We start from the raw sequence: 13,839 nt of genomic DNA, 5'->3' as shown, positions 1-13,839 counted from the left end.
GCCGATAAAAAAGTAGAATAATTAGCTCAAACCTATCTATTGAACTGATAAAACATGGAAAACCAGTACATCACACTGGAGCAATGGCGCACCCTGATCACCGTTGTGGATACCGGCGGCTATGCCCAGGCGGCGGAAGTCCTGCATAAGAGCCAATCCTCGGTGACGTATGCGGTGCAAAAAATTGAAAGCTTGCTAGGCGTGAAGGCTTTTGAAATCCAGGGCCGAAAAGCCATGCTGACGCCGACCGGCCAGTTTCTTTACCGCCGGGCAAAAGCTTTACTTGAAGAATCAAGTTCCCTGGAGCGGGCTGCCAGGCGCTTGTCCGCTGGCTGGGAAGCCGAGATACGGATTGCAGCAGAAATGATTTTCCCAACCTGGCTGTTGCTGGGATGTCTGGAGAAATTGGGTCTGGAAAGCCCACACACAAGAATCGAACTGGTTGAATCGGTACTCGAAGGCACCACAGAGGCACTGCTGACCGGCAAGGTTGACCTCGCCATTGCGAACCGCGTACCACCTGGATTTTTGGGCGCGCAACTGATGCGCCTGCGCTTCATTCCTGTTGCCAGCCCAGGGCATCCGTTACATGCTCTCGGTCGCGAGGTGACCATGGAGGACCTGCATGCGCATCGCCAGCTCGTCATCCGCGAATCCGGGTCGCGACGCGATACGCGGGTAGCGTCGCTTGAAGCACCGCAACGATGGACGGTCAGCCATATAGCCACGTCCATCGAGGCTATCAAAATGGGCTTTGGCTTTGCGTGGTTTTCGGAGGAAAAGATTTTGAACGAGCTGCGCGATGGCAGTCTCAAGCCGCTGCCGATGGAGAATGGCGGAGAACGCTTCACCGATCTTTACCTTGTGTTTGCCGATGTCGACAGCGCGGGTCCGGGAACACGACGGCTGGCGGAGATCATTCGTGAAGCGGTGGAGACCGAATGCATGCGGTACCAGGATCTGTGACACAACACTTAACTGAAAAAATGAAAAAAGCCAGCCCCGAATCGGGCTGGCTTTTTAACGGGCGACGTCAACAGTACCAAAGAGCGTAGCGCTCAATACTGCAATGTCATTAGCCGCCAATCGTCGTGCCGAGGTTTCCGGCAGCCTGCTGCATTTCTTCACGCACTTCGGCGCGGGTCTTGCCGGATGCCGGATTAACGTGCTCAACAAATTCCGGTCGGCGGCTCAGGATTACCTCGTCATATGATGTCTTCTGGGCGACGCGAGCCTGTGCACGCGGTGCTGCAGGAGTTGGCAACGCGGTCGATGCAGTTGATGCGGCCGGGGCGGCGGATGAGGCCAATGCGACGCGAGTGTACTCGACGAATTCGGGAGCGTGGGTAATCTGGCCTTGCGCATTTGCCTGCGCCAGTTCTGCCTTCACCTCGGTGCGAGTCCGGGTCGATACGAAGTTGCTGAACTCGTCAAATTCCGGATTGCCTTGTGCGAAAGTCGAACCAGCAGCGGCAAACAGGGCAACAGCAGCGAAGATAGTCTTGGTGTTCATGTTCATTCTCCAAAAGTCAATGTTGGTTAGTGCGGGCTCGGCGGTAAGAAAGACAGTGGGTTGTCCGTCGGGTCCTGCCTCGGTGAGCCGCACTTGTTTTGTTGTGTGCTCATCGATGAAGCACAGTCTATAGGCTTCGATTCACACAAAAAACCCTGCTTTTGACAATGAACTATTTCGAAAACAAAAACAATCAGCTTGAAATGAAGACCCTCTTGGGCTACTTGTCTACGTGTCTACTTCTGCTTGTCGCAGATGGTGTTGATCTCCGCGAGGAAGGTCTTGAAGTCGATCGGCTTTTCAATGTAACCGTCACATCCGGCGGCAAGTATGCGTTCGCGGTCGCCTTTCATCGCGGAGGCTGTCAGGGCAACGATAGGGATGTGCGCGGTCTCCGGATTGGCCTTGATGACGCCGGTCGCTTCCATGCCATCCATATCAGGCAACTGCATGTCCATGAGTATCAGGTCCGGTTGCTCGGCCTGCGCCATGGCGATGCCTTTGCGTGCATCTTCAGCCTGGAGAGGAGAATGTCCGGCGCTCTTCAACAGCAGAACCGCCAGTTTCATATTTGCGGGCGAGTCTTCGATGATCAGTATGCGAGCCATTTTGGATTTGGTCAGTAACGGTTCAGTCAATTACGCGTTCATCGTTTGGGAACGCTTTGACAAATGCATGCAGGAAACCGCCTTTGCATGTTGTCGCTGGTACGCCATGCTCGACGGAAGAGGGAAACGTATTCTACCTTCGCTTGCTTCTGCAAGCGGGCGTCATGCGAGCGATAATCATCGCAGCACATTTAAGTAAAACTTTAAGTAAAACTCTAGAGGAAGCGACATGAGCGCAGCGAACAGCTTGAAGGCAGATTACATCATCATCGGAGCCGGCATTGCCGGTGCCTCCATTGCCTACTGGCTGGCGCCACACGCAAACATCATCCTGCTTGAACAGGAATCCCAGCCCGGCTATCACAGCACCGGCCGCTCCGCCGCACTGTTCATGGAGAGCTATGGCCCTCCGCAGGTCCGCGCACTGACCTGCGCGAGCAGGGCATTCCTCTCGTCCCCGCCTGCCGGCTTTACCGAGCATCCCATTCTGTCAGCACGGGGCGCGCTCATGGTCGCCATGCATGGTCAAGAAGAGTTACTCGAGGAGCACGACGCGATTGTTCGTTCGGTCTCGGATCTGGCCCGTCGCCTGCAACCTGATGAGGCCCATGCGCTAGTCCCTGTGCTGCGTCGCGAATTGCTGCTCGGCGCAGTGTATGAACCGGATGCCTCGGACATCGATGTGCATGCGCTGCACCAAGGCTATCTGCGTGGCGCGCGGCATGCGGGCGCCACGCTGTTGTGCGACGCTGGTGTGAGAGCGATGGAATACGCAAATGGCACATGGCGCATTGACGCAGGTGGCAAGCGGCTGGAAGCACCCGTCGTGGTCAATGCGGCCGGCGCCTGGTGCGATGTCATCGCCGAGATGGCTGGCGCGAAGAAAATAGGCCTTGTGCCAATGCGCCGCTCGGCATTCACTTTCTCGCCGCCTGCGGGAGTCGATGCGTCGCGCTGGCCGATGTTTATCGGCGTCGATGAATCGTATTACGTGAAGCCGGACGCCGGCATGCTATTGGGTTCGCCCGCCAATGTCGACCCTGTGCATCCACACGATGTGCAGGCGGAAGAACTTGATATCGCGATTGCAATAGACCGTATCGAAACAGTGTCAACATTGACAATACGTCGGCCTCAACATGTTTGGGCGGGCTTGCGTTCCTTTGTCGCCGATGGGAGTTTCGTCGGCGGTTTTGATAACGATGTCCCGGGTTTTTTCTGGGCTGCGGGTCAAGGCGGTTACGGCATTCAATCCTCCGCCGCTGCTGGCGAACTTTATGCCGCACTGCTGCGCGGCATGAGGGTGCCTTCACATATCGACAACTTTAACGTTGATCTGAAACAACTAAGTCCTGCCCGGATCCGCTGATGATTCATAGGGGCAATGTTGCACGACACCACGAAACGCATGCAAAAAACATGCAATTAACGCAGGGTTTTAGCAAAGTGTAAACGTTTAGATTTCCGTACGAAAAGGTTTCACGCGTTTTATTTACGCGCATCAACTTCTTGCCATCTTTTACGCTTTTTCTCCGTGACATCGGGAACAATGCCACTGGTGCTCCTTCTAAACCTACCTGGTGTCCAGTCGCGAGGAAACGTTTATCCAACGAAATTTCCAAGCGGGAAATCTGGTGGCGCCGATACCCGAAACATTCACCCCGGAAGCGTCTGTTGCTGACTCACCGCAGGATGCCCGGAGGCTCTTCGGTCGGATATTGCTGTGCCATTACCGGCCGTCTGTAACCCTGACGACCTGGACAAGTGATTACCTACTGAGACCGCCTCAATGCCGCGGCTTCGAGCGAGAAAAAAGTGCGCAAACCGAAAATACTACTAGTCAACGATCATCCTGCCAGCCTGCTCGCCCTCAAGACTCTTCTTGTCAACTCACCTCAGGGAAAAGAATACGACCTTATCACTGCAACCTCCGGCGCCGAAGCGCTGCGTGCAGTACTCGACCATGAATTCGCAGTCATCCTGCTGGATGTCAGCATGCCTGGCATGGACGGATTCGAAACCGCGGAAACCATTCATTCCCATCCGCGCTCTTCATCGGTCCCGATTATTTTCATTACCGCACATTACGCTGATGAAATGAACCGTCTCAAAGGTTATCTGCATGGCGCAGCCGATTACCTGATCAGTCCCGTCATCCCACAAATTCTTCAAAGCAAGATTGCAGTGTTCATTGATCTTGCGCGCAAGAACCTCGAACTGGAATCGCAAAAGGAAGAATTGGCGATGATGAATCGCGACCTGCAAGTACAACAGATGCAGGACCTTAAACGCATCAATGCCGCACTTGAATCCGAGATCATCGAACGTCGCCAGGCCGAAGAGCGCGCTCACGAACTGGCGACGCGCGATCCGCTGACTGGCCTGATGAACCGACGCTCACTAACGGACAGGCTGGAACATGCAATCGCCATGGCAGCGCGTCATGGACAACGGCTGGCGCTGCTCTTCATGGACCTCGACAAGTTCAAGAGCATCAACGATACCCTCGGCCATGATGCCGGCGATGACTTGCTCCTGCAGGTTGCGGACCGCATTTCCGCGTCGGTGCGCGAGTCCGACATCGTCGCGCGCCTTGGCGGCGACGAATTTGTCGTACTGATGGAAGTGCTGCCTTCGTATGCGTCTGCAGCGGAAGTCGGCAGAAAGATCGTATGCGCTCTTGGAGAACCATTCCAGATTCAAGACCAGCATATCGGCTCGCAAAGTGTCAGGACCTCTGCCAGTGTCGGCATTGCGCTCTACCCGCAAGACGGCAATACCATGCATTCGCTCATGCGCAGCGCCGACCTGGCGATGTACCACGCAAAGCAGGAACGGCGCGGCAGCATCCAGTTTTTTCACGAAGAACTCAATGTGCGTATGCTGGAACGTTCGCAGCTTGAGCATGAACTGCAGCACGCACTGGAAAACGACGAATTCGAACTGTACTACCAGCCCAAGGTTGAAGCACGCAACGGACGCATTGCTGGCGTCGAAGCATTGCTCCGCTGGCATCATCCACGTCTTGGCCTGCTCAGCGGCGGTCAGTTCATCAGCGCGGCGGAAGACACCGGCCAGCTCGTCTCCATTGGCGAATGGGTCATCGGCGCCGCGTGCGCGCAGTCGCGATTGTGGCAGGATGCGGGCATGTCCTATCCCTCCTTGCCGATCGCGGTCAACGTCGCGATTCCGCAGATCTACGCCGATCTTCCCGAGGTGATCGACCGCCAGCTGCGCAAGCATGGCGTTCCACCGTCCAGCCTGCAACTTGAAATCACCGAATCACTCGTCATCCGCGATGTCGAGAAGGCGACTGAAGTGCTGCGCAAAATCAGCGAGAGCGGCATCACGATCGCCATCGACGACTTTGGTACCGGCTACTCGTCCCTGTCGGTGCTGAAAGCGCTGCCAATCGATATCCTGAAGATCGACCAATCCTTTGTTCGCGACCTCGGCAAGAACCTTGGCGACCACGCCATCGTAGAAGCCATCGTCAACATGGCACGCGCGCTCGCTTTGCGCGTCGTTGCCGAAGGCGTGGAAACCTTTGAACAGCTGACCATCCTGCGCGAGCTCGGCTGCGATGAACACCAGGGCTATTACTACAGCCGCCCTCTTCCCGCGCAGGAATTCGCCGCGCAGATGCTGCACTTCAGTGCCGCCTGAGCACTTGCCCGCACGTCCCTCTTCTTTAAGAATTGCTCCATGGATATGAGAACTGAAACGCATGACGAATTAGACGTCAAGATGCTGCTTGCGACCTTGAGAGCGCTAAAGAAAGGCGATTTCACGGCGCGTATGCCGGCAGACTGGACCGGTCTAGCAGGCAAGGTTGCCGACCTGCTCAACGACATCATCGAAATGAATCAGAACATGACGGAAGGCATCACTAATGTGAGCCGCGTCGTGGGGCGGGAAGGCCGGCTCACACATCGGGCATCGATGCCGAACTTGTCCGGCGGCTGGGCTATCATGGTGAAGTCGATCAACACCCTGATCGATGATCTGGTACGTCCTACCAACGAGATGGCGCGTGTCATCGGCGCTGTGGCGAAAGGCGATTTGTCACAGACAATGTCGCTCGATGTCGACGGGCGACCGCTCAAGGGACAGTTCCTGCAATCGGCGACAACGGCCAACACCATGGTCGATCAGCTTGGATCGTTTGCTTCCGAGGTGACGCGTGTGGCGCGCGAGGTAGGTACCGAAGGCAAGCTCGGTGGTCAGGCGAATGTGCCGGGCGTTGCGGGCACCTGGAAAGACCTCACTGACTCGGTCAACTCGATGGCGGGTAACCTGACATCGCAGGTACGCAACATCGCGGACGTAACGACCGCCGTGGCGAATGGCGACTTGTCCAAGAAAATCACCGTGGACGTGCGCGGCGAGATTCTCCAGCTCAAGGACACGATCAACACGATGGTGGATCAGCTGCGCTCCTTCGCTTCGGAGGTGACCCGCGTGGCACGCGAGGTGGGTACCGAAGGTCGCCTTGGCGGCCAGGCGTATGTGCCCGGCGTCGGCGGCACGTGGAAGGACCTGACCGATAACGTGAACTTCATGGCGTCGAACCTGACGGGCCAGGTGCGTAACATCGCGGAGGTCACAACCGCGGTGGCGAATGGCGATCTCTCCAAGAAAATCACGGTAGACGTCAAGGGCGAGATCCTCCAGCTGAAAGACACCATCAACGTGATGGTGGACCAGTTGTCTTCCTTTGCTTCCGAGGTGACGCGTGTGGCGCGCGAAGTCGGTACCGAAGGCAAGCTCGGCGGTCAGGCGCATGTAAAAGGTGTCGCAGGTACGTGGAAAGACCTGACCGACTCGGTGAACTCGATGGCGGGCAACCTGACTGGCCAAGTGCGCAACATCGCCGACGTGACGACCGCGGTAGCAAACGGTGACCTCTCCAAAAAAATCACCGTCGACGTCAAGGGCGAAATCCTCGAACTGAAAAACACGATCAACGTGATGGTGGACCAGCTGAACTCGTTCGCGTCGGAAGTAACGCGCGTGGCGCGCGAAGTCGGTACCGAAGGCCGTCTCGGCGGTCAGGCCAATGTGCCCGGCGTTGCCGGCACGTGGAAAGATTTGACCGACTCGGTCAACTCCATGGCGGGCAACCTGACTGGCCAGGTGCGTAACATCGCCGACGTGACGACAGCGGTAGCGAACGGTGATCTCTCCAAAAAAATCACCGTCGACGTCAAGGGCGAAATCCTCGAACTGAAAAACACCATCAATACCATGGTGGACCAGCTTTCTTCATTTGCATCGGAAGTAACTCGCGTGGCCCGCGAGGTGGGCACCGAAGGCAAGCTCGGCGGCCAGGCTTACGTGCCAGGTGTCGGCGGCACGTGGAAGGACCTGACCGATAACGTGAACTTCATGGCGTCCAACCTGACGGGCCAGGTGCGTAACATCGCTGAGGTAACGACGGCGGTTGCACGTGGCGACTTGTCCAAGAAAATCACCGTGCATGTCAAAGGCGAGATTCTTGAGTTGAAGGACACCATCAACGTGATGGTGGATCAGCTGTCGTCATTCGCCTCTGAAGTAACCCGCGTAGCGCGTGAGGTAGGTACCGAAGGCAAGCTGGGCGGTCAGGCGAACGTGCCGGGCGTTGCCGGCACCTGGAAAGACCTGACGGACTCAGTGAACTCGATGGCGGGTAACCTGACGGCGCAGGTACGCAACATCGCCGACGTGACGACTGCTGTTGCGAACGGCGACTTGTCCAAGAAAATTACGGTGGACGTGCGTGGCGAAATCTATGAACTGAAGAACACCATCAACGTGATGGTGGACCAGCTGAATTCGTTTGCGTCGGAAGTAACGCGCGTGGCCCGCGAAGTGGGTACCGAAGGCAAGCTCGGCGGCCAGGCGCAGGTGAAAGGCGTCGGCGGCACGTGGAAAGACCTGACCGACAACGTGAACTTCATGGCGTCGAACCTGACCGGTCAGGTTCGTAACATCGCAGAAGTGACAACGGCAGTAGCGAGGGGCGATCTTTCCAAGAAAATCACGGTTGACGTCAAGGGTGAAATTCTTGAGCTGAAAAATACCATCAACGTGATGGTGGACCAGTTGTCCTCATTTGCCTCTGAAGTAACCCGTGTCGCGCGTGAGGTAGGCACCGAAGGAAAATTGGGTGGACAGGCGAATGTGTCTGGCGTTGCCGGTACCTGGAAAGATTTGACCGACTCGGTCAATTCGATGGCGGGTAACCTCACAGGCCAGGTGCGTAACATTGCCGATGTGACGACTGCGGTAGCGAACGGCGACCTGTCGCGAAAAATCACCGTGGACGTCAAGGGTGAAATTCTTGAACTGAAGAACACCATCAACGTGATGGTGGACCAGTTGCGCTCCTTCGCCTCCGAGGTGACCCGCGTTGCGCGTGAGGTGGGTACCGAAGGCCGTCTCGGCGGTCAGGCCAACGTGCCTGGCGCATCCGGTACATGGCGCGATCTGACCGACAACGTGAACTTCATGGCGTCCAATCTGACCGGTCAGGTGCGTAACATCGCGGCGGTGACCACGGCGGTTGCACGTGGCGACTTGTCCAAGAAGATCACGGTGGATGTCAAAGGCGAGATCCTGGAGCTGAAGGACACGATCAACGTGATGGTGGACCAGCTGTCGTCATTCGCTTCCGAGGTCACACGCGTAGCGCGTGAGGTAGGTACCGAAGGCAAGCTGGGCGGACAGGCGCAAGTCGAAGGTGCAGCGGGTACCTGGAAGGACCTGACCGACAACGTGAACTTCATGGCGGCGAACCTCACCGCGCAGGTACGTGGTATCGCGGGCGTGGTGAGTGCGGTGGCCAAGGGCGACCTGAAGAAGAAGCTGACGGTCGCGGCACGCGGGGAAATGGCGACGCTCGCCAATACCATCAACGAGATGACCGACACACTGGCGGTGTTCGCCGATCAGGCAACCACCGTCGCCCGTGAGGTCGGCGTCGAAGGCAAGCTGGGCGGACAGGCGAGCGTGCCGGGCGCATCGGGCACCTGGAAGGACCTGACGGAGAACGTCAACCAACTTGCAGCGAATCTGACCAACCAGGTGCGTGCGATCGCGGAAGTGGCAACCGCCGTGACGCGCGGCGACCTGTCCCGGTCGATCCAGGTGGAAGCGCGCGGCGAAGTGTCCTACCTCAAGGACAACATCAATGAGATGATCCGCAACCTCAAGGAAACGACGCAGAAGAATGCGCAGCAGGACTGGCTGAAAACCAACCTTGCCCGCTTTACACGATTGCTGCAGGGTCAACGCGATCTGCAGACGGTTTCCGCCCTGATCCTTTCCGAGCTGGCGCCACTGGTATTTGCCCACCATGGCGTGTTCTACATGATGGACTCGGCGCAGGAAGACGCGCACTTGCACCTCATCGCAAGTTACGGCTTCCGTTCGGCCAACAACATTCCGCGTTCCTTCCGTCCGGGCGAAGGTCTGGTGGGACAGTGCGCACTGGAAAAACAGCGCGTGTGGCTGACCAACGTGCCGCGCGATTACGTCGTCATTTCGTCCGGCCTCGGCGCGGCGCCACCGACCAATATCGTGGTCTTGCCTATCCTCTTCGAACAACAGGTCAAGGCCGTGATCGAAATCGCATCGCTGGAACGCTTTACCGAGACGCACCTGAACTTCCTCGATCAGCTGATGGAAACGATCGGCGTCGTGCTCAACACGATTGAAGCCAACAGCCGTACCGAAAGCCTGCTGATCCAGTCACAATCGCTGGCACAGGAGCTCCAGCAGACCAACCTGGAACTGGCGGAAAAGGCACGCCTGCTGTCCGATCAGAATATCGAAGTGGAGCGCAAGAACTTCGAGGTCGGACAGGCCAAGCTGGCGCTGGAAGAAAAAGCGACGCAGCTGGCCCTGTCGTCCAAGTACAAGTCGGAGTTTCTTGCGAATATGTCGCATGAGTTGCGCACGCCGCTCAACAGCCTGTTGATCCTTGCGCAGCAGTTGAGCGACAATCCGGACAGGAACCTGACCGATATCCAGGTCGAGTTCGCCAAGACGATCTATGGGTCAGGCAGTGACCTGCTTACCCTGATCAACGATATTCTGGACCTGTCGAAGATCGAATCCGGCACGGTGACGCTGGAAATGAGCGATTACCGCTTCGAGACCATGCGTGCTTACGTCGAGCGTACCTTCGGTCACATGGCGGAGGCCAAGAAAATCCAGTTCTCGGTTGAGTTGGACGGCACCTTGCCGGCCGCGATGCGGACGGATACGACGCGCCTGCAGCAGATCCTGAAGAACCTGTTGTCCAACGCGTTCAAGTTCACTTCACACGGTCGGGTGTCGCTGCATATCGGCATGGCTCATAGCGGGTGGACCAGCGATCATCCTACGCTGGCGCATGCCGATGCCGTCCTGGCTTTCGCGGTCACGGATACCGGCGTCGGTATTCCGGGCGACAAGCTGCAGCTGATCTTTGAAGCATTCCAGCAAGCCGACGGCAGCACCGCCCGCAAGTACGGCGGCACAGGCCTCGGTCTATCGATCAGCCGTGAACTCGCGCGCCTGCTGAGCGGTGAAATCCGGGTGGAAAGCGAAGTCGGCGTCGGCAGTACCTTTACCCTTTACCTGCCTTATCTGGGTGATGGCGTCATTGACGTCGAACCGCATCAGCCAGCCGCGCTTCCTGCGCCGATCCACGACGAGAAGCAGCATGGCACCGCTGAACTGGCCAGGGAGCAACTGAACGTCCCGGCGTCGAGCGATTCCGAAGACAACGAGTGTCCGTCCGATGACCGGGCATTGGTGTCGCCCGGCGATCCGGCTGTGCTCATTGTCGAAGACGACGAGGAAGTGGCGCGCGCCCTGCTCGATCACGCGCGCGAACGCAACTTCAAGGGGATCGTGACGCGCCAGGCCGACTCGGCGCTGGCATTGACGCGCGACTATCTCCCGACTGCGATCCTGCTCGATCTCGACCGCATGGAAGACGATGGCTTCACGGTCCTCAACCGTCTCAAGCGCGATCCCGGCACGCGGCATGTGCCGGTACATGTACTCTCGCAGGCCGATGGGCGCGAACGTGCGTTGCGCGACGGTGCATTTTCCTATCTGCAGAAACCCGTCAGCGTGGATCGCCTGCAGGAGGAGCTTCTGCGTATCCAGGATTACGTCACCAGCGGCAAGCGGCATCTGCTGGTGGTGGAAGACAATGCGGTGCAGCGCGACGCCGTCGTCGACCTGATCGCGGGGAACGACGTACAGATCGAAGCCGTCGCTACCGGACAGGAAGCACTGCGTCACCTGCGCCGCCAGCAGTTCGACTGCGTGGTGCTGGATCTGCAGTTGCCGGATATCGACGGCTTTGCCCTGCTTGAAGAAATCGGCAACGATCCTTCATTATGCAATCTGCCGGTAATCGTCTATACCGCTTCGGAGCTCACCACCGAGGCGGTCGACAAGCTGCAGCGTATCGCCAAGACAGTCGTGTTGAAGGACGCGCGTTCGCCCGAAAAGCTGGTGGCCGAAACGGCGCTGTTCCTGCATCGGCCGCATGCCAGCCTGCCGGAACGTCAGCGCAAGATGCTTGACGACGCACATGCCTCGGATACCAGCCTTGCAGGGCGCAAGGTACTGATTGTTGACGATGACCTGCGCAATATCTTTGCATTGAGCTCGGTGCTTGAACGTCAGCACATGAAAGTGCTGTATGCGGAGAACGGTCGCGACGGCATCGAAGTCCTGCAATCGGATCCCTCGATCGAAATTGTCCTGATGGACATCATGATGCCGGAGATGGATGGCTACGATACGATGCGCGCGATTCGCCGCATCCCGCGCTTCAAGTCGCTACCGATCATCACGCTGACAGCGAAAGCGATGAAGGGGGACCGCGATAAATGTATTGCAGCCGGCGCATCGGACTACATCACCAAGCCGGTCGATGCCACGCAGCTGCTGTCATTGATGCGTGTCTGGATGCCACGGTAATCGGACATGCCAAATGGAAAGCGGGGGAATGGTATAAGCCATTCCCCCGCTTTTGCGTTTTAAAGAAGGTATTTAAGCCCGATGTGACAATGCCGGACGCTTCGATGCCTGTACGGCGACGGCCGCTGGCTTTGGCTTCGCCGGTGTAATGTCGACGACTTGCCGCACGGGGTCGAGGGCCATGCTGCCTGCCGTGCTGACGTCAAATGCCGCCACGGTCTGACCCAGTCCGGCGGCGCGGTGCTGCATCGCCGAGGCTGCGGCAGCGGCCTCCTCCACCAGCGCAGCGTTATGCTGCGTCATTTCGTCCATGGTGGCGATGGCACGATTGATTTCTTCAATGCCGACGCTCTGTTCCTGGCTGGCCTCGGTAATTTCATTCATGATGTCGGCGACATGCTTGACCGCCGCGACGATCTCTTCCATCTGCCGCCCCGCATCATCGACCAGCGCATTACCGCTATCGACTTTTTTCACCGAGTCGCTGATCAGGTCCTTGATCTCTTTTGCGGCCTGTGCGGAGCGCTGTGCAAGCGTTCTCACCTCCGAGGCGACCACGGCAAAGCCCCGACCCTGTTCACCTGCCCTAGCCGCTTCGACCGCTGCGTTCAACGCGAGGATATTGGTCTGGAAGGCGATACCGTCAATCACGCCGATGATGTCGACAATCTTGCGCGAGCTTTCCTTGATCGAACTCATGGTGTCCACCACCCGGCCGACCACTTCGCCGCCTTTCACCGCCGACTCGGATGCGGACTGCACCAGCTCATTTGCCTGGTGTGCGTTTTCTGCATTGTTCTTGACGGTCGATGTCAGTTCTTCCATCGAGGATGCTGTTTCCTCCAGTGCGCTGGCCTGTGATTCGGTACGGGTCGACAGGTCGGCATTGCCGGCTGAAATCTCGTTCGATGCGGTGCTGATTTCTTCCGTGCCGGCGCGGACCTGGCTCACAATGTGCGACAGGCTCTCATCCATTTCCTTGAGCGCCTGCAGCAGCTCGCTGGTTTCATCCTTGCCCTGCACACGGATCTGCGCTCCCAACTTGCCAGCGGCGACCCGTTTGGCGACACCGACCGCGTCGCGCAGCGGCAAGGTGATGCTGCGCGTCGTAAAGATTGAAAGAATGCTGCCAAGAATGACTGTCAGCACTGCCGTGAACGCAAGGATCATGGTCATGCGGCGACCGGATGCCTCGGTCTCCGCGATGAGCTGATCGACGGCTTTCTGCTGCAGGGCGACCAGCTTGTCGATTTCCACGATCGCCTTCTGGTTCAGCGGGTCGATGCCCGTAGAGATGATTTTGCCGGCGGATTCGTTTGCATATTCCTTGACCTTCTGGATCGCTTCACGAAACGGCGCTTCGCTTTGCTTGTCGAGATCCGCGATGGTGGCGACGATCGCCTTTTCTTCAGCGCTCAGGCCGAGTGCAAGCAGTTTTTCCTGGGCTTCGTGGAAACGCTTGCGCTGCGCCTGTGCTTTGGCTTCCTCGCGCTGCATTTCCGGAGTCGAGTATTGCAGTCCGACGTTACGCATGGCGATTCCGCCTTCAAGCAAGGCGCCGCGCATGGTATTGGCGAGCACGGCTTTAGCGTTCGCGTATTTCATGCCGGAGTTTTGGGCTTGTCGCGCGTTGGCGCTGATGAGGATATCCGCGCCGAGCACACACACCAGCAACACCAAAATAATGCCGAAACCAATACCCAGTCGTGTGCCGATTTTTACCGACCTTAAATTCATGCCATGTCTCCG

At 57.7% G+C, this 13,839-nt stretch carries 7 protein-coding genes; 4 read left to right on the top strand and 3 right to left on the bottom strand.

Annotated elements, in window-relative coordinates; translation table 11 throughout:
* Positions 1-54: 54 nt before the first annotated feature.
* Positions 55-966: a LysR family transcriptional regulator gene (locus ASE07_RS27030; protein ID WP_057293910.1), complete on the top strand. Its 912-nt coding sequence runs from the start codon at positions 55-57 to the stop codon at positions 964-966.
* Positions 967-1,075: 109 nt separating this feature from the next.
* Here ASE07_RS27030 and ASE07_RS27025 read toward each other — a convergent pair whose 3' ends face one another.
* Complete coding sequence (locus ASE07_RS27025) at positions 1,076-1,513, bottom strand: DUF4148 domain-containing protein (RefSeq protein ID WP_057293909.1); 438 nt, start codon at positions 1,511-1,513, stop codon at positions 1,076-1,078.
* A gap of 236 nt (positions 1,514-1,749) precedes the next feature.
* Positions 1,750-2,121 carry a response regulator gene (locus ASE07_RS27020; RefSeq protein ID WP_057293943.1) on the bottom strand — a complete coding sequence of 124 codons (372 nt, stop codon included), beginning with the start codon at positions 2,119-2,121 and terminating at the stop codon, positions 1,750-1,752.
* Between the two features lie 229 nt (positions 2,122-2,350).
* On the opposite strand from ASE07_RS27020, the gene ASE07_RS27015 reads away from it, so the two are divergent.
* The 3 genes from ASE07_RS27015 (at position 2,351) to ASE07_RS27005 (ending at position 12,090) form a co-directional block, all read left to right on the top strand.
* Positions 2,351-3,490: an NAD(P)/FAD-dependent oxidoreductase gene (locus ASE07_RS27015; protein ID WP_057293908.1), complete on the top strand. Its 1,140-nt coding sequence runs from the start codon at positions 2,351-2,353 to the stop codon at positions 3,488-3,490.
* 446 nt (positions 3,491-3,936) lie between these two features.
* On the top strand, positions 3,937-5,787 hold the full coding sequence (locus ASE07_RS27010) for a putative bifunctional diguanylate cyclase/phosphodiesterase (RefSeq protein ID WP_057293907.1): 1,851 nt from the start codon (positions 3,937-3,939) through the stop codon (positions 5,785-5,787).
* A 39-nt stretch (positions 5,788-5,826) separates the two neighbouring features.
* On the top strand, positions 5,827-12,090 hold the full coding sequence (locus ASE07_RS27005; RefSeq protein ID WP_057293906.1) for a HAMP domain-containing protein: 6,264 nt from the start codon (positions 5,827-5,829) through the stop codon (positions 12,088-12,090).
* A 72-nt stretch (positions 12,091-12,162) separates the two neighbouring features.
* Here the strand turns inward: ASE07_RS27005 and ASE07_RS30565 are convergent, their stop codons facing one another.
* On the bottom strand, positions 12,163-13,827 hold the full coding sequence (locus ASE07_RS30565) for a methyl-accepting chemotaxis protein (protein WP_057293905.1): 1,665 nt from the start codon (positions 13,825-13,827) through the stop codon (positions 12,163-12,165).
* Positions 13,828-13,839 lie beyond the last annotated feature (12 nt).

The sequence above is a fragment of the Noviherbaspirillum sp. Root189 genome (assembly GCF_001428545.1).
In the GTDB taxonomy this organism is placed as follows: domain Bacteria; phylum Pseudomonadota; class Gammaproteobacteria; order Burkholderiales; family Burkholderiaceae_D; genus Noviherbaspirillum.
This window is presented reverse-complemented; position numbering and strand designations above follow the sequence as displayed.